The organism is Leptospira harrisiae (assembly GCF_002811945.1).
Classification (GTDB): domain Bacteria; phylum Spirochaetota; class Leptospiria; order Leptospirales; family Leptospiraceae; genus Leptospira_A; species Leptospira_A harrisiae.
The window spans coordinates 111,230-127,332 of sequence record NZ_NPDX01000005.1 but is presented as its reverse complement, the minus strand read 5'-3'; the positions used below and the strand labels follow the sequence as shown (position 1 = coordinate 127,332).

The window sequence follows — 16,103 nt, the reverse complement described above, 5'->3', positions numbered from 1 at the left end:
TCTAATGAAAGACTGCCCTTATGATCGATCGTTACAGCCATCCAGAGATTTCGGCCATCTGGGAATTAGAGAACAAATTTAAAATTTGGACAGATATTGAAATTTATGCCTGCGAAGCCCGCGCCAACCGCGGAGAAGTTCCAAAAGAAGACCTCGAAACCATCAAACAAAAGGCAAAATTCAACGTGGATGAAATTCTTGAAATAGAATCCAAAGTCCACCATGATGTAATCGCCTATTTGACCAATTTAAACTCTTATATAGGACCAGCAGGCCGACATGTTCACTTTGGACTAACATCCAGTGACGTTGGTGACACTGCACTTTGTGTGCAAATGGTCCAAGCAATGGATCTTCTCATCCAAAGAACAGAAACTCTTTTAGAAACCACGAAACAAAAAGCAAAAGAGTACAAAGACCTTCCTTGTATCGGACGTTCTCATGGAATCCATGCAGAACCAATGACACTTGGTCTTAAGTTTGCGCTCTTCTATGCAGAGATGACTCGAAACTTAGAACGGATGAAAGATGCTCGTACACAAATTGCTGTAGGTAAATTGTCTGGAGCTGTAGGAACTTATTCCAATATTGATTTAGAAATTGAAGAATATGTGTTAACCAAACTTGGATTAACTGTGGATCCCATTGCTACTCAAGTTATTTCTCGTGACCGCCATGCCTTCTACATGTCAGTACTCGGTGTAGTTGCTGCAAGTTTGGATCGTATGGCAACTGAGATTCGCCTCTTACAAAAAACAGAAGGGCGCGAAGTAGAGGAACCTTTTGCCAAAGGCCAAAAAGGATCTTCGGCTATGCCTCACAAACGAAATCCAGTTGTTTGCGAAAGAATTTCTGGAATCTCACGAGTCATTCGTTCGAACGTAAACGTGGGATTACAAAACGTAGGGCTTTGGCACGAACGGGATATTTCTCACTCTTCGGCCGAACGAATTGTTTTACCTGATTCCACCATCGCACTCGATTACATTTTGGAAAAAATGAATTTTGTGTTGAAGGGACTCCATGTATATCCAGATGCCACCGAACGCGCATTAAACGTGACTCGTGGACTCATCTTCTCACAAAAAGTTTTGTTGTGGTTGATTGAAAAAGGTGGGATTAGTAGGGAAGATGCTTACTTAATCGTTCAAGAAAATGCAATGGCGGTTTGGGCAGACCAATCCAAAAATCTTCGTGACCTTTTAAAACAAGATCCAAGATGTTCTGCCATCCTCAAAGATAGCGACCTGGATGAAATTTTTCAAATCAAACCGTATTTGGAAAGAATCCCTCTCATTTTCAAACGATTGGGGATTATCGATTAATTCCAATCATGTCAGTGAAAATGGAAATTCCATAGTTAGAAGTTTTTTGACTCAATTTAGAAAAGGATACAATCTCATGACTGATAGACAAAATGTTTTTCAAAGACTAGTCGGAAAGGGATTGTATCCTTCACAAATGGCATGGATGTTACTTCTTCCATTCCGAAACCTTTACTTATCACCAGCGAAACTGGCAAGCCGATTGGGTCTGAAAGATGATTCTATTGTTTTGGAATTAGGATGTGGGCCTGGATATTTTAGCCCCTTCATCGCAAAAAGAATTCCAAAAGGAAAACTTTATCTTGCAGACATTCAACCAGAAATGCTTGAAAAAGCTCGAAAACGAATGGACCAAAAAGGGATCAAAAATGTAGAATTATCACTTACTGAAAAGGATTCTCTACCTTTTCCTGATAATCATTTTGATGTGATCTATCTTGTTACAGTTCTCGGAGAAATTTCGGAACCCAACAGTTATGCAACTGAAATGTTTAGAGTCTTAAAACCAAATGGAATTGTATCGATATCTGAACAGGCTGGTGACCCGGACTCTTTATCCCTCGCAAACGTGGAAAAGATTTTGTTACCAACTGGATTCCACCTAAACCAAGTATTCGGAAAAGGCAGGACATACACAGCCGACTTTATCAAAATCTAAATCAAAGATTTTCTTCCAACCATTGGATTAAATCTTTTAACATCTCTCTGTTGATACTATGGCCTTCTTCATATTCATGATATTGAGGCAGAATGCCAATTGATTCCAAATATCGTTTGACTGAACGTGCATATTCAACAGATAACACTCGATCATTGCTACCATGAGATATAAAAATCTTTTTAGTCAAGAGTTCCTCTGTGACCTTAATCATTTCTTTATTCTCTTCCAACAATCTTCCACTTAAAGCAAAAATACCTTTAATCTTATTTGGATACAGTAACCCAATAGAATATGACATGATGGCACCTTGGCTAAACCCTCCAATCCAAACATTGGATTCATCAAATTGAAAATTTGATTTCAGATAATCCAAAGACTCTAATAATAACTTTCTACTTAGTTTTTCTTGGTCTAAGTTGATCTTTGGCTGCCCAGTTGTGAATAATACTTCATACCAACCAAAACTATTGGGGCCTAAAGTTAATGGACCACGGAGAGAAACTACTAGAAAGGATTCCGGTAGATAATTTGCTAAGGAAAATAAATCTTCCTCATTACTACCAACTCCATGTAACAATAAGAGAAGAGGTGGTTTTTCTATCGAAACCTTTGGTTTTCGAATTAAAAATTCTAATGGTTTTTCCATTTTAATACCTTAGTCCTCGTCAGTTTCTATTAAGAATCAAACCTTACTGAAGTCATAGTCAGCGCTCCTGCTACAGGTTTATCATTAAAGAATGATAAAGTGTCAGAATCTAGTTTAGTGCCTAATGTGTATAACAATGGCAAATAATGTTCCGCTGTTGGAATGGCCCACTCAAATTCTTTTCCATGATTTCGAATTTGAATTAATGAATCGTTGTCTCCAGTCGCAATCCAATTTTTGACCTTTTGATTTACATCGATTGCCCAATCAAATCCATAAACTTCGTTTAATCTGTCCCAAGCCACCATACGCAAGTTATGTACAATATTCCCGCTGGCAATAATAAGTACACCTTGGTTTCGAAGAGAAGATAATTCTTTGGCCAGTCGAAAATGATCCTCAGGCGAAATTTTATAATCCATACTTAATTGTACAATCGGTATATCAGCATTTGGATAAATATGTTTGATGACACTCCAGGCACCGTGATCCAATCCCCACTCATAATCTAATTTTACATTTTGAGATTTTACCAATGACTGAACTAATTTTGCAAGTTCTGGGCTACCGGGAGCAGGGTATTGAACGTCAAATAATGCTTTTGGAAATCCACCAAAGTCGTGTATGGTGGGAGGATTTTCCATTGCAGTTACAAAGGTTCCATCGGTCACCCAATGGGCTGAAATACAAAGAATTGCCTTTGGTTTGGGGATCGTTTTACTAAGATCTCGTAAACCTTCTACAAATTCATTTTCCTCAATGGCGTTCATCGGGCTGCCGTGTCCTAAAAAAAGAGAAGGCAATGTGGTGGAATTTTTCAAAAAAGTTGAATTCTCTTTAGTTTCTGCTGAGTTCATAAAGTTTTCGGATTTTTGATAATCCGACTCCTCTCTTAAGATAGTTTAATATTAAATCATTTATTGTCAATGTAATCTCTGCTTGAAAAATGGAAAATTATTCTTTTTATAGCAGACGATTCGCTGTTAAACTACTGTATTATTATAAAGAGGTTTTATGGTTATGAAAGCAATTAAACGGAATTTAGGATTTGGATTTTTGAGTTGGTTTTTACCGTTTTTTATCTCAATCTTCTTTTTTTCAAAAGAAGGTTCGCTGCAAATAGACTTATTTCTTTTCAAAACAATTATGATTGTTGTTGGATCTCTGAGCGGTTGTTTTTTACTGTTTCGATATTTTTTGTTAGTTGATTCTAGTTTTTTTAAAGAAGGAATCATCATTGGAATTTCTTGGTTATCTCTCAACTGGATTTTAGATATCCTTGTATTACTTCCCATGTCCAAAATGCCGATTGATTTATACTTTATCCAAATCGGATTTCGTTATCTTTCAATACTGTTTTTTTCTATAACATTGGGTGCCATTTTAGAGAAAAAAACTCAATCGAAATGATAGTTTAAGAAAAAATCCTAAACAAAAATATCTTTTGAAATTCTTGGACCTTTGTTTTTAAAACTCAAATGAGAAAAATATTCTATATCCTAATCAAATTATCTTTTACCTACCTACTCATTGCTTCAAGTTATATAGTCTCAACGGGACTCGTAGAGGAAAAAGAACTGAAATCCAATGTAGCCCTAGTTCTGGGAAACAAAGTTGAAATAGATGGATCTCCATCAGAAAGATTGCGATCAAGATTAGACAGGGTAGTTACTCTTTATAAGGAAGATTTGATTCAAAAAATAATTGTCTCTGGGGGATTGGGAAAAGAAGGATTTGATGAAGCAAAAGTAATGAAAAATTATTTAATGAATCAAGGAATTGCAGTAGACCATATCATCGAAGACAACCTAGGTTACACTACGGAAAAATCCGCCGATAATTTAAAAGAAATCTTGAAATCGCATGAATCGGAACCAATTCTCATCATTTCGCAGTATTATCATCTTCCTAGAGCAAGTTATCTAGTAAAAAGAGCAGGATTCAATAATATCAAATCATCTTACGCCAGATACATTGAAATACGTGACCTTTATTCCATTTTCAGGGAAACAATAGCTCTACCTTATGTTATAGTTGTTAACTCAGTATTTAAGCACTAAATAAACTTTATATATAATACTATGCCTGGTTTTCTAATATTACTTGTTATAGAAATCAATTATGAATGAAGAAACAAAGTTAAAATTAATCGATAAACAACTAAAAGCTTACAATCAAAAAGATATTGATTTATTTTTAGATTGTTGGGATCAAAACGCAAATATATTTTTACATCCGAATACATTGGTGGCCGAAGGAATCAAAGAGATCAAAGATAGGCATTTAAGTCGCTTTCAGGAACCAGACCTTTTTGCAAAATTAATTTCTAGAACTTCCTTTAATGGTAAAATTGTAGACCATGAATTGGTTACCAGGAATTTTCCTGAAGGAAAAGGCACGATTGAAGTATTAGCCATTTATGAAATATTAAACCAAAAAATTTGTAATGCCTGGTTTTTGATCGGAGAACCAAAATTCTGAAAATTGAGAATTTGTTCGATAGGTTTATGCTTCGATCTGGCAGTACCCAAGCGATAGAATCTCAGTTTTCTTCTGCGTTCTATATTTAATAGTTGAAAGATCCTCAATATCCATTCCGATAACTCTGTTTTCAATGGACCAGTTCAAAAAATGATAAACTAACCGAATCAGACTAAATGATAAAAGAGGATCTATATGGCAGCACCAAAGAAGAAGAAGAAAACCAGTGGAACCAAAACAAAATCTAATTTGAAAAAATTAGATTACCGGGCCAATCCTATTCACAGCATCACACCTTTTCTTATGTTCAATGCAGATATTGAAGAAGTGGCAAAGTTCTATGCATCGGTTTTTAAAAAGTCAAAAATCATAACTGCAAATTCCATGCAAGGTGAGTTCATTTTAAACGGCCAAAAATTTACTGCCTACAATGGGGGCACCGAATTCAAATTCACTTGGGGAGTTTCCTTTATGATCAGTGTAGAAACTCAAAAAGAAGTGGATTATTATTGGAATGCTTTATTAGCAGATGGTGGTACAGAAAGTATGTGTGGTTGGCTTCAAGACAAGTTCGGAATGTATTGGCAAGTGACCCCGAAAATTCTTTTACAACTCATTTCGCATAAAGATCCAATCAAAGCAGAACGTGCCACGCAAGCCATGTTAAAAATGAGAAAAATTGACATTGCAACGTTGAAAGAAGCTGTAAGTTAATTAGAATTTGTTTTTACTTTCTCATAGAAAAATATCAAATAAAGATTTAGAATCTGCTTCCATTATTTGGGATTTTTTAACTCAAAAAGATGATCTTAATAAAGCAGATTTAATTTTTGTCTTATGATTATAAACGAAATCGTAGGCGATTTACAAAGAATCATTTTGTATCCCAAATTAGGTTTTCAGTCTGAAATTTTGATTCCTGAGTCAGTTGAATATGCCTTCAATTATCTCATTTCTCGAGAGTATAACTTACATTTAATTTTGTGATTAATTTTTTTTCTTTGGAGAATGTTACCAAAAATGAATAAAACTCGGATTTCGATTTTTTTTATCATTTTTTTAACCCTATCTTTGCCATTCGAAAGTAATGCGATCAATCTAAATAAAGATACTACCAAACTTGATTGTCAAAAAAACCTTTTAGGTGTATTTGAGTATTCTTATCCAATTCCCGGAAAGTTTAATGTCGTAGATGTTAAAATCGTTTATACTAAAAACAAAATTTATACTTTTAGAGAGTATCCAAAATTTTATTTTGTGGAGTGCATTGAATGGATAGATTTATGCACCTACAAAGCATACAAATGTGAATTTCACGATCCTATTCTTGATGAAAAAACGGAAGATACTTCTATATCAGTTGAACAGTTTACTAAAATTATTGGTAACAAATTCTATTTCAAAAGATACAATAACCAAAAACTCATAAATGAAGACTATATCAGAAAAACGTCAAATGATATACCGTTTGAATTCGACAACGAGTGAAATCTAAATAAATTGATAACTCTGAAATAAAAGAAATAAATATCAAACTACAGCTAAACAGTTGTTACTTGTTTTTCAGACACCAAATTGTATTTCAATTTAATCTGATCTATTTTTTCTTCCATTGATTTCCAGAGAGATTCTTTTTCAGGATGGAAAGTACAAAGTACACCTTGTCTTACCAAATCAATAATTTCATCGATAGAAAAATCTAAAAAGCGATATAGTTTAAAAAACTCATAGGTAAGATTCACATTAAAGATATCAGGATCATCTGTATTGATACACAACATCAAACCTTGGTCGTAATAATAACGCACAGGATGGTTTTGTTCCTTACGGACATATTTTCCAGTAAATACATTGGAAGTAACACAAATCTCTATTGGAATTTTGTTTTCTTTCATATAGCGAACAAGTTCTGGATCTTGAATGGCAGAAGTTCCGTGTCCTATCCTTTCTGCCTTACAAAGATTTACTGCATCCCAGATAGCCCATGGTCCATCATCTTCACCTGAGTGAGCGACACATCGTAAACCTGATTCACGTGCTACTTTGAATACTTCAGAATAATCCTTAGCTGGGCCCATAAGTTCAGCACCACCAAGTCCAATTCCAATGACTTCTTTATGTTTTAATCCCAACACTCGTTTGAGATTGTTCATCGCATTTTCTGGACCAAAGGAACGAGAAACGTCAACTAACAACCTAATGGTGATTCCATCTTTGACTTCTATCTGGCGAATTCGATTTACCATCACTTCGACCATTTCATCAAAATCTAATCCGTTTTGAATGAACTTAGAAGGAGCAAAAAATGCCTCACAATAAACAATGTTATTGGAACGTAGATAATCTGCTAAGCTATCGATAAAGTATCCAAGATCGGAAGTTTCTTTAACCGAACCTTGCACAAAGAAAAATACCTGAATGAATCCGTTTAAATCTTTGAAATTATATTTATCTTCAAATTCTTGATCAGTTACTTCGATACCATTCTTTTTATAAAGGAACTTTAAAGTTTCCTTATTCACACAAGCTTCAAGATGTAAATGAACTTCTGTTTTTGGAATCTCTCGAATGAAGTTGATGACGTCCTGTTCATTCGGGTGTGCCACCGACAAGTCGCCAGCAAGTAAAGATTTTCTCTCTTTTAGAATTGATGGTTCATCCGTAGTCTCTAATCCATCTTTGGAGAGCAACCAAAGCGGCGGATGGAGAATCGGGAGCTCCATTAACGAAACTCGCTCGTTTAAAAGAGTATTGATTTGTTTATCAAAAGTAAGCTGGATGGTGGGCGAGTACGGTCTGTCAGCTGGCAGACGACTCTTCAAACGATTGAGCTCTGCAATGTCACGGTCAATGACAGCGATACGATTTAAAATCTCAGAAAAAGGAACTTCCATGTTCCAGGAAAGAATGCGAAGTTTCCTAAGTGCCTACAAGTAGATTTTTAAAGCTTGGGTGAAAATCCCTATTTAGCTTTCAAAAATCCCGTCGATAGGTTGTTTGGGGGCGGAAAAGACTGGAAATTTTTTCCGAATTATGTCGTATAAATGAATATGCTCACATCTCGCAAAACCTTCCTGCCATTTGCTCTTCCGTCAATTTCCGAGGATGCGATTGAAGAAGTTGCTCAAGTCCTAAGATCGGGATGGGTCACTTCCGGCCCCAAAGTCAAACAATTTGAGATGGAGTTTGGTGACTTTGTTGGCAGTAAAGAAACCATCGCAGTCAACTCTGCCACCGCCGGCTTACATTTAGCCTTAGAAGCAATTGGCCTTACATCGGCAGATGCTGCAATTACTAGTTCCACTACTTTCACAGCAACGGCGGAGGTGATCTGCTATTTCGGGGCCGAACCAATTCTCACAGACGTGGATCCCGTCCACAATCTGATGACTCCAGAAACATTGCGAGACACAATCGAATCAAAATGCAAGTGGAACGGTAAAGAACTGAAAAGCAAAAAAACGGGTAAACAAATCAAAGCTATCATGCCCGTACACTTAGCTGGTTATACTTGTGATATGGAAGGTCTTATCGAGGTGGCTAAAGAATTTAATCTTTCTGTAATTGAAGATGCTGCCCATGCCTTCCCAGCAGTTCACAAAGATAAGATGATAGGAACTTGGGGCGATTTTACCGTTTTTAGTTTTTATGCCACAAAAGGAATCACAACAGGAGAAGGTGGTATGGTTACTACTTCTCATAAAAATGCCGCAGAACGAATTCGAAAAATGCGACTGCATGGAATCAATCGAGATGCCTTTAATAGACCAGGTTGGTACTATGAAGTAGTTGATGCAGGTTACAAATATAACATGACCGACATAGCTGCTGCATTAGGTGTTGTGCAACTAAAAGAATCACATGGATTTTGGGAACGTAGAACAGAAATTGCAAAACATTATAACGAAGAATTTAGTTCGTTAAAAGGAATCAAACTTCCCAAAAAAGATTCCAATGGAATTCATAGTTGGCATCTTTACAGAATTGAAGTTGATCCAAAAATTGCGAAAGTAGGTAGAGATAGTTTAGTAGAAGAATTGAAGGAAAGAAATATTGGTACAAGCCTTCATTTTATTCCCATCTTCGAACATCCTTATTATAAAAAGACATTCCAATACAATCGCAGAGAATATCCAAATGCATGCCAAATGTATGATAGATCGATTTCCCTACCGCTTTTTGCGGGAATGACAAAGTCAGATGAAAAAGATGTGATTGATGCAGTAAAAGATATTTTAGAGTAGTCAACGTGAATTGGTAATTGGTGCGGTTCGGCTTTGATAAAATTCCGAATCGTACAACTTCAACAAATCAACTAATCCTAAAATAAAATCTGTATCCGTACCATCTACCTTGCGCCGAATCCAAAACCCAACTAATTCCTTTACGATTTGTGCATCGATTGTTTCATCACCTTTTCTATAAACAAATCTCGATGACTCTTCGGGGTCTTCGTTGTCAGTAAAGGCCGGATATAAAAATAAAATAAATCGATCCAAATAATACGGATCCAATCGATTTTCAGCAACTAACAATAAATAACGATCCGCTTCTTTTCTAAAAAACCTAGGATTTGAATCTAATTTCTGATAAACTATAAAAAAATCACGAGCAGTACTTTGAATCAAACTTTCATAAATGGGTAAAGTGAGTGTATACAAAGATTTGTTATTTTTTGCCGGAAGAAGAAATTCACGAAGTTTTACCGGAAATTCAGGATGGTAATGTCCAAAATCACTGTTTGAGTTTAATTCTAAATAGTATTTTGTATGTGGGCCGGATTCAAAAATTGAGATATCTAAATATTCAGAAAACTTTCGAAAACTCAAAACAGTCTGGATCTTACAAAAGATTTTGTGGTAGGAAATTTCCTTCTCACAATACAAACCCAGTTTAGGAAATTGGATCCAAGTAGATTCAACTAAATCTCGAAATTTGCTTTCTCTTTCTATTGTTCTATCAACCAAAAGTGAATCAAACTTTTGACTCAGTGGGGAACAAAAAAATAGAAAGAGAATTGAAAATTTACTTAATCTTATAAGTAATTTCTGCAGGTAAATTTTCCCATTCCGAATTAACATCTTTACGAAAGTATACAGGAGAAACGGAAGATTTGGAATTCAAACTTTGGAATAAAATTAAGTCTGACTCTTTTTTTTCAAAATATCGTTTGTCAGTGTTACTTCCTAATCCTAAATCCCCAATTGGAATCCAGCCATAACTTAATAGAAAAATGGAAAGTGAATCCTGAATGGACTTTGCCTTTCCTTTTTCAAATCGAATCATTCGAAACGGCTGTATAGGAACTCCAATTGCTTTCATTTTTTCTTTAAAATCATTAATACTAATGCTTGTTTGACGAGCTTGGTAAATTGCATCCAAATAATCCCGAGGTAAAAGTTTTACCTCTTCATTGGTTTTTTCGTAATATGAAGTAACATCACCGGGATAAACGGCTTCCTTATCTAAATATTCATCAGTAACATAATATTTGATAAATTGGTTTTTAGAGGAGAATTTATATTTTACAGTTTGTTCACCAGGTAAATCTTCTATGGATAACTTTTTTAAGTGAACTCGATTTCTTTGTATAAACGAAGGTTGATAACTTGCATCAGTAAATTTAACTCCGCGAATTCTTTGTTGTTCGTTTGATGGTGGGTGGAGGATTGCAATTTGTGCTTTAGATAAAGATACAGAATCCAACTTGAATTTCAAAGATACTTCTAAATTGTATTCTTCTTCACCAGATGCAATGAAACGTTCGGTTTCTATGAAGGGAATATTTTTTATTTCCTTATTTTCTCGATCCACTACCCACAATTTTGATCCACTGAGCAGAACACCGCGAATAGAACGCAAATTTGTTTTAATTGAACCTGTAATTTTTCCAGATTTAGTATCGTATCGATAAATACTATTATCAGCCGAATCTGAAATCCATAAAGAATCTCTACCATAACAAATGTCACGTGGTCTTGTTCGATCAGTAAAAAATCCACCAATCAATAATGATGAAGATTGATCATAAATTTGGACCTTGCCAGAATCCAAATCCAAAATATAATAATAATTTCCAACACTTGCAATTCCTGCTACATTCGAAAGAGGAATTTGAATTTTGTCAGTGATACCACCGGAATTGGGATCTAACTTTAAAATATGTTTAGGAGCGACAACAAGTAGTTTTCCTTCGCGAGAATCAAAACTAATTCCACGTAAGTTTGCAAGACCTAAGTTAAAAATTTCTTGTTCACCAATTTCATTGATCTTAATAATAGCACGACGATTGGTGTCGATATACCAAAAATTGACTCCATCCCAAGCAAGACCATAAGCCTTATCAGTGAGTTTGTATTCTTTGCTCTCTTGTGCGAACAATGCTAACGAAAGAAAAAGTGAAAAAAATAAAAATAAAATACGAATCATAAATCCAATCCAATGTTATGAGTCATCAGACGAAAAATATCGTTTAGTAACGAAGAATCATTAAACTCTGATCCTAATATAATTGGTTTTGGAACAAAAATAATTAGGAATGTTACTAACATCGTAACACCAAAATAGAAACGAATTTTTCCTATTCCTGACTCAGAATCTCGAATGAACGGATGTTCCACTTTCACTACAAAATAAATGATAAATCCCCAAAGTAACCATGTAAAATGAACCAATGCAAAAATAAGAAAAAATATAAACAAACGGTGGATCCATTTTCTATAATCCTCACCAAACATAGCGTATATGACATGTCCCCCATCTAATTGACCGAATGGCAAAAGATTTACGGCAGTGATTAAAAGTCCTACCCACCCAGCTTTGGCAAGTGGGTGCGCTTGGATGTCCATCGTAGAAAGATCAACGGGACCTAATATCCATTGCGTTGTAAAATATGTGAACAAACTATCTCCAAAAAATAAAAATCCAGATCTATCGAAGTCAGGTGGGATTTCGATTACTTTTGAAAGACTGATTCCTACTAACCAAACAATCATAGAGAGTACCAAACTTGCAGTAGGCCCTCCAATTCCAATGTCGAATAAAACTTTTTTATCTGGAATCTGTTGTTTGATTTGGATGACAGCTCCCATAGTACCAATTGGTCCAACTGGTAATGGAATAAAATATGGCCATGTGGCTTTGACTCCATAATATCTTGCCGGAAGGTAATGTCCCATTTCATGTGCAAATAAGATGAACAAAAGTGCAGAGGAATAAGGCCAGTTCTCAAAAAACATAAGTTTATAATTCTCTAATGTTTGAGGGATCTGCGGATTAAGAAATATATCGGAAAACGTTAATGTAAAAAAAGTTAATATAAATAGGAGAATGTGTATTGTTTTTTTTGATTCCAAAGTCGGAACAACCTAGAAATTTATTTCTATTCGAAAGGATATAGAACCTAACTAGAGAATCAATTAGAATCACAAACAGTATCAGAAAATCGAAAGGTTCATGTGAATCTGAACTACATTCAGAGAAACTTGGTCGCAGTGCATTTGGAAAAACTGTGTCATTTCCTATCAAATTGGCAAAGTTGTCTGGGTTTTCTGGATTCTATAAAAAAGAAAAATTTCTTCCTCAATTCAGGACTTGAGAATCCATTGAACAAGTGAATTTTTTGTTCTTACCCACAACTCCAATCTCTATTAAATCTTTCCTAACTCCCGGATAAGTTGACTAGTCTAATCAGTAATTCTAAAACCAACTAATCAATGTTTGAAAATATAAAAATAATCAAAAAATTTGACCCTGCGGCGAAATCCTATTTGGAAATTGTTCTTTGTTACCCGGGTCTCCATGCGCTTTGGTTGCATAAATTTGCACATTTACTTTATAAACTCCGATTGCCTATCATTCCTAGACTTGTAAATTATATTAGTCGTTTCTTAACTGGGATCGATATCCATCCAGGTGCCCAAATTGCTGCTGGTGTTTTTATCGACCATGGCTCTGGAGTTGTGATCGGAGAAACAGCCATTGTCGGAAGTGGATCTTTAATTTTCCAAGGTGTGACACTCGGAGGGACGGGAAAGGAATCTGGTAAACGTCACCCAACCATTGGAAAAAATGTCGTCATTGGAGCAGGAGCAAAAGTCCTAGGTAACATTACTGTGGAAGATCATGTACGTGTTGGTGCAGGCTCTGTTGTTATGAGAAATGTACCAGCAGGTTGTACTGTTGTTGGTATTCCAGGAAAGGTTGTCAAAGCTGGTGACATAGCTTCGGACAGTGTAGAACAAATGTTGGAACACAATCAAATGCCAGATCCAATTGCAAAAGTATTTTCTGTTTTACTTGAAAAGGTGGAAACACAACAACAACTCATAAACAAATTATATGAGAAACAACAACTTCTAGAAAAATCTTCGACAGATGCACCGGAAGACGATCGATTCATCCAAGAGTTTATACACGGAGATGGAATTTAAAACTCTTTTAAAAGCTCTGTTTTTTTCCGTTTATATTCTTCATCGGTAATGAGATGATTTTTTCTCATTTCTTCTAAGGTTTTTAATTTTTCTGGAACAGATTTCCACTGCTCGGTGGGAACAGTGGTTTCCTCTTCTTTTGGATATCTAAAAAGTGGCGGATTAGGCATTAATTCTGGAACGTGATACAACACTACATTTCCATAAATACCATTTTTTGATAACGAACTGTTTTTATATATACTTGTATTTTGTTTGTCTCTTAACCAAAGTTCAGGTCTATAAATCGGTTTAATTATTGTCGGATGAAAAATCACCCAATCTTCAAATGAATACTGTGTTTGAAAACTTATGTTTGTATTGATTTCATGAAACAATAATACTAATCCTTCTTCTGTTCCTAAAATATAGAAACTAGTTTTCAAAATTTTTACATTAGGAGAGAGAATATCATCTAACTTATAAATACATAGATAAACTTTGGATTCTTGATTTGTTCCTATCTTTTCTGCAAACTTTTGAATTTCAGGAAGATAAGATTCAGGCACTAAAACATCCCAATCTTCATAAGCAAGTACACCTCTTTTGTATTGGATGGATTTTAATAGGTTTGGTAAAACCCCAAAATTTTTTGTATTTACCTTTAGATTAGATATTTCTTCTGGAAAAATATTTCTCCATTCTGCTTCATCCACCTCAAAAAAAGCTAAGGATGCTGAGGAATCTATCAACTTGATTTTACTTGCGAAACTAGAACACCCAAGGATAAAAAAAAATGGAATCACAACGAACAAATATTTTGAACTTGCCGTTAATGAATTTATGAATACATTGAAAACGGTGTATCGGTTGGTTCTTTTTGTTTTGGCGTTGCTGTTTGTATCGAATGAAAAATGGAGTGCAGAGCCCATGCCACAGTTTCAGATGAAGGACCAATATGGGCAATCGTATTCTGACACCTCAGTGAAAGGAAAACCTATAGTATTAATGGGCTGCTTCCTTCGTGACCTTGAACTTTGTAGAAAACTTGGCCGAAAGCTATATTGGAAAATGCAAAATTTGCTTTGGAAAGATAGTTCAAAAGTTCAATTTCTTCTCTATTTAGATTTTCGCGAAACTAACAAACTAGTTGAAGATTATTTAGAAGAATCAAAAACAAAACAATACGAAAACATACTTTTAGACCGGAAGGGACATTTAACAGATGGTCTAAAGAAAGGTGAATCGTATTTACGAATATTTAATAAATCAGGCAAATTGATTTCATCATCCTATCAGGAACAAATGAATGATGATCTTATTGAAGAAATATATGGCATTCTCAAAAAAGAACTTTAACATAGAAAAATATTTAATTGGCATTTTGGTAATAATTTCTTTCACTAATTGTTTTCAAAAAAATGAAAACTTTTACCAGTTCTGGAAAGGTTACAACCACTTACAGCGTTCCATTAAATCTACTTCCAAAAACGAAATATTTTTTGCTGCTCTTGCGGGTAGCCTAAGCGAAGAAAACGAATCTCAATTACTAAAAACACCAGAAGGATATCCTTTCCTCTCCCTCTATGGAACTTTGGATAACCAACAAAACTGGGACCTTCATTGGAATGAACCAGAGCCAGCTAAATATGATTATCTGGCTAAAGTTACGTTTACACCAAAACTATGGGACGAAAGGGAAATTTATGCTGTCGATAGAAAAATCATCCATAAACTTAAAGGATACCAACCTAGAGATTTTTTCAATTGGTTCCATGATTTTGTTTTAGCAATCAATGATCACAACGCCTATCAATCTCTAAAATCTACTTCCGAAAACTTACAATTTTTATGTTCTGCGATGCAGTGCCATGTGACAGAAAATGCAGAATGGCATACACTAGAGTTCACCATCAATGAAGATACAAAAGCAAAATTCCCTGGTTTCTATAAACGAACTGGTTCAAGATTAGAAAAAACTAAACTGAATATTGAGATTTGGGATAAGGCTAATCCAACTCACAAATTAAAAGTGACTAACCAGGGGAAGACCATTCAGTTTCATTTTCCTGTGAACCCACCAAAAGATTATTTTTTATCTCCAAAAGAAATTCGTTTTTTGGGAGACATTGAAATCAAATCTTTCGGAATCACTGCTAAAATTCAAAACTTGGAATACAAATTAAAAACTACTTTCGATAAACAAACGGATACACTTGACGGACAATTTGTACGAATTGGAAAAAAGGAAATTAATGGGAATTTTTTCTATGTCATCCCTCAAGGGTTTGTAAACTTTTTTATCCCAGGTAATATGGATGAATACTTTAACGAGTTTTTTACCTTACTCATACAGGGAACACAAGGCCGAGGTGGATCTCAAATTCATGTTACATTTAAAAAAATAGGGCAAAGTCAAATCAACACAATTACCACTTACAACGAAACCAAACGGAAACGTTTTTCTTTGTTTGGTGGAGATGATTCTCAAAAAGCAAGCAATGATTTTGATTTTTTTGCCGCCTGGGAGGATGCCATGTTAAAGGATTTAAAGTAAAAGCAAATTAAGGGCCAAGAGC

General features: G+C 35.0%; 19 protein-coding genes. 12 read left to right on the top strand and 7 right to left on the bottom strand.

The window, feature by feature from the left end; all coding sequences use genetic code 11:
• The first annotated feature begins 20 nt into the window (after positions 1-20).
• Both purB and CH364_RS15380 read left to right on the top strand, forming a co-directional pair.
• Positions 21-1,325 (top strand): adenylosuccinate lyase, encoded by a 1,305-nt coding sequence (gene purB / locus CH364_RS15385; protein WP_100743625.1) that lies wholly within the window; start codon positions 21-23, stop codon positions 1,323-1,325.
• Positions 1,326-1,401: 76 nt separating this feature from the next.
• Positions 1,402-1,983: a class I SAM-dependent methyltransferase gene (locus CH364_RS15380; RefSeq protein ID WP_100744706.1), complete on the top strand. Its 582-nt coding sequence runs from the start codon at positions 1,402-1,404 to the stop codon at positions 1,981-1,983.
• A 1-nt stretch (position 1,984) separates the two neighbouring features.
• Here the strand turns inward: CH364_RS15380 and CH364_RS15375 are convergent, their stop codons facing one another.
• Positions 1,985-2,632 carry an alpha/beta hydrolase gene (locus CH364_RS15375; protein ID WP_100743626.1) on the bottom strand — a complete coding sequence of 216 codons (648 nt, stop codon included), beginning with the start codon at positions 2,630-2,632 and terminating at the stop codon, positions 1,985-1,987.
• A 29-nt stretch (positions 2,633-2,661) separates the two neighbouring features.
• Entirely contained in the window at positions 2,662-3,489 is an 828-nt protein-coding gene (ygiD, locus tag CH364_RS15370; RefSeq protein WP_100743627.1) for a 4,5-DOPA-extradiol-dioxygenase, read from the bottom strand.
• A 163-nt stretch (positions 3,490-3,652) separates the two neighbouring features.
• Here ygiD and CH364_RS15365 point away from each other — a divergent pair, with 163 nt between their 5' ends.
• From CH364_RS15365 to CH364_RS15340, 6 genes are all read left to right on the top strand, one after another.
• A complete protein-coding gene (locus CH364_RS15365) occupies positions 3,653-4,042 on the top strand; it encodes a hypothetical protein (RefSeq protein WP_100744707.1) in 390 nt (129 codons plus the stop codon).
• A gap of 68 nt (positions 4,043-4,110) precedes the next feature.
• A complete protein-coding gene (locus CH364_RS15360) occupies positions 4,111-4,692 on the top strand; it encodes a YdcF family protein (RefSeq protein ID WP_100743628.1) in 582 nt (193 codons plus the stop codon).
• Between the two features lie 61 nt (positions 4,693-4,753).
• Positions 4,754-5,113: a nuclear transport factor 2 family protein gene (locus CH364_RS15355; protein WP_100743629.1), complete on the top strand. Its 360-nt coding sequence runs from the start codon at positions 4,754-4,756 to the stop codon at positions 5,111-5,113.
• Positions 5,114-5,308: 195 nt separating this feature from the next.
• The gene (locus tag CH364_RS15350) at positions 5,309-5,827 is read left to right on the top strand and encodes a VOC family protein (RefSeq protein ID WP_100743630.1); all 519 of its coding nucleotides are present in this window, start codon (positions 5,309-5,311) and stop codon (positions 5,825-5,827) included.
• Between the two features lie 123 nt (positions 5,828-5,950).
• Complete coding sequence (locus CH364_RS15345) at positions 5,951-6,100, top strand: hypothetical protein (RefSeq protein WP_207762254.1); 150 nt, start codon at positions 5,951-5,953, stop codon at positions 6,098-6,100.
• Positions 6,101-6,133: 33 nt separating this feature from the next.
• Entirely contained in the window at positions 6,134-6,601 is a 468-nt protein-coding gene (locus CH364_RS15340) for a hypothetical protein (protein ID WP_125178691.1), read from the top strand.
• Between the two features lie 53 nt (positions 6,602-6,654).
• On the opposite strand, the gene add is transcribed toward CH364_RS15340, so the two are convergent.
• Positions 6,655-8,007: an adenosine deaminase gene (gene add / locus CH364_RS15335; RefSeq protein WP_100743632.1), complete on the bottom strand. Its 1,353-nt coding sequence runs from the start codon at positions 8,005-8,007 to the stop codon at positions 6,655-6,657.
• 156 nt (positions 8,008-8,163) lie between these two features.
• On the opposite strand from add, the gene CH364_RS15330 reads away from it, so the two are divergent.
• Positions 8,164-9,357: a DegT/DnrJ/EryC1/StrS family aminotransferase gene (locus tag CH364_RS15330; protein ID WP_100743633.1), complete on the top strand. Its 1,194-nt coding sequence runs from the start codon at positions 8,164-8,166 to the stop codon at positions 9,355-9,357.
• Here CH364_RS15330 and CH364_RS15325 read toward each other — a convergent pair whose 3' ends face one another.
• From CH364_RS15325 to CH364_RS15315, 3 genes are read right to left on the bottom strand one after another with little or no spacing between them, the layout of a single operon-like run.
• Entirely contained in the window at positions 9,358-10,080 is a 723-nt protein-coding gene (locus CH364_RS15325; protein ID WP_243401329.1) for a hypothetical protein, read from the bottom strand.
• Between the two features lie 58 nt (positions 10,081-10,138).
• The gene (locus tag CH364_RS15320) at positions 10,139-11,542 is read right to left on the bottom strand and encodes an NHL repeat-containing protein (RefSeq protein ID WP_100743634.1); all 1,404 of its coding nucleotides are present in this window, start codon (positions 11,540-11,542) and stop codon (positions 10,139-10,141) included.
• The gene (locus tag CH364_RS15315; RefSeq protein ID WP_207762255.1) at positions 11,539-12,468 is read right to left on the bottom strand and encodes a site-2 protease family protein; all 930 of its coding nucleotides are present in this window, start codon (positions 12,466-12,468) and stop codon (positions 11,539-11,541) included. The genes CH364_RS15320 and CH364_RS15315 overlap by 4 nt, the downstream gene beginning before the upstream one ends.
• Positions 12,469-12,828: 360 nt before the next feature.
• Here CH364_RS15315 and cysE point away from each other — a divergent pair, with 360 nt between their 5' ends.
• On the top strand, positions 12,829-13,545 hold the full coding sequence (gene cysE, locus CH364_RS15310) for a serine O-acetyltransferase (protein ID WP_100743636.1): 717 nt from the start codon (positions 12,829-12,831) through the stop codon (positions 13,543-13,545).
• Here cysE and CH364_RS15305 read toward each other — a convergent pair.
• The gene (locus CH364_RS15305; RefSeq protein WP_423790173.1) at positions 13,542-14,456 is read right to left on the bottom strand and encodes an SHOCT domain-containing protein; all 915 of its coding nucleotides are present in this window, start codon (positions 14,454-14,456) and stop codon (positions 13,542-13,544) included. The genes cysE and CH364_RS15305 overlap by 4 nt on opposite strands.
• Between CH364_RS15305 and CH364_RS15300 the strand changes: the two genes are divergently transcribed.
• Both CH364_RS15300 and CH364_RS15295 read left to right on the top strand, forming a co-directional pair.
• The gene (locus CH364_RS15300; protein ID WP_423790174.1) at positions 14,368-14,883 is read left to right on the top strand and encodes a hypothetical protein; all 516 of its coding nucleotides are present in this window, start codon (positions 14,368-14,370) and stop codon (positions 14,881-14,883) included. The genes CH364_RS15305 and CH364_RS15300 overlap by 89 nt on opposite strands.
• Positions 14,858-16,081 (top strand): LIC10025 family lipoprotein, encoded by a 1,224-nt coding sequence (locus tag CH364_RS15295; RefSeq protein WP_100743638.1) that lies wholly within the window; start codon positions 14,858-14,860, stop codon positions 16,079-16,081. Before CH364_RS15300 ends, CH364_RS15295 begins: the two co-directional genes overlap by 26 nt.
• Positions 16,082-16,103: the final 22 nt, after the last annotated feature.

Excerpts from the sequence above, each read along its gene's own strand:
- CH364_RS15380 (WP_100744706.1), top strand. The coding sequence starts at position 1,402 with ATGACTGATAGACAAAATGTTTTTCAAAGACTAGTCGGAAAGGGATTG.
- CH364_RS15365 (WP_100744707.1), top strand. The coding sequence starts at position 3,653 with ATGAAAGCAATTAAACGGAATTTAGGATTTGGATTTTTGAGTTGGTTT.
- purB (WP_100743625.1), top strand. The coding sequence starts at position 21 with ATGATCGATCGTTACAGCCATCCAGAGATTTCGGCCATCTGGGAATTA.
- CH364_RS15350 (WP_100743630.1), top strand. The coding sequence starts at position 5,309 with ATGGCAGCACCAAAGAAGAAGAAGAAAACCAGTGGAACCAAAACAAAA.
- CH364_RS15375 (WP_100743626.1), bottom strand. The coding sequence starts at position 2,632 with ATGGAAAAACCATTAGAATTTTTAATTCGAAAACCAAAGGTTTCGATA.
- CH364_RS15355 (WP_100743629.1), top strand. The coding sequence starts at position 4,754 with ATGAATGAAGAAACAAAGTTAAAATTAATCGATAAACAACTAAAAGCT.
- ygiD (WP_100743627.1), bottom strand. The coding sequence starts at position 3,489 with ATGAACTCAGCAGAAACTAAAGAGAATTCAACTTTTTTGAAAAATTCC.
- add (WP_100743632.1), bottom strand. The coding sequence starts at position 8,007 with ATGGAAGTTCCTTTTTCTGAGATTTTAAATCGTATCGCTGTCATTGAC.
- CH364_RS15300 (WP_423790174.1), top strand. The coding sequence starts at position 14,368 with ATGAATACATTGAAAACGGTGTATCGGTTGGTTCTTTTTGTTTTGGCG.
- cysE (WP_100743636.1), top strand. The coding sequence starts at position 12,829 with ATGTTTGAAAATATAAAAATAATCAAAAAATTTGACCCTGCGGCGAAA.
- CH364_RS15345 (WP_207762254.1), top strand. The coding sequence starts at position 5,951 with ATGATTATAAACGAAATCGTAGGCGATTTACAAAGAATCATTTTGTAT.
- CH364_RS15340 (WP_125178691.1), top strand. The coding sequence starts at position 6,134 with ATGAATAAAACTCGGATTTCGATTTTTTTTATCATTTTTTTAACCCTA.
- CH364_RS15320 (WP_100743634.1), bottom strand. The coding sequence starts at position 11,542 with ATGATTCGTATTTTATTTTTATTTTTTTCACTTTTTCTTTCGTTAGCA.
- CH364_RS15330 (WP_100743633.1), top strand. The coding sequence starts at position 8,164 with ATGCTCACATCTCGCAAAACCTTCCTGCCATTTGCTCTTCCGTCAATT.
- CH364_RS15305 (WP_423790173.1), bottom strand. The coding sequence starts at position 14,456 with ATGGGCTCTGCACTCCATTTTTCATTCGATACAAACAGCAACGCCAAA.
- CH364_RS15360 (WP_100743628.1), top strand. The coding sequence starts at position 4,111 with ATGAGAAAAATATTCTATATCCTAATCAAATTATCTTTTACCTACCTA.
- CH364_RS15295 (WP_100743638.1), top strand. The coding sequence starts at position 14,858 with ATGGCATTCTCAAAAAAGAACTTTAACATAGAAAAATATTTAATTGGC.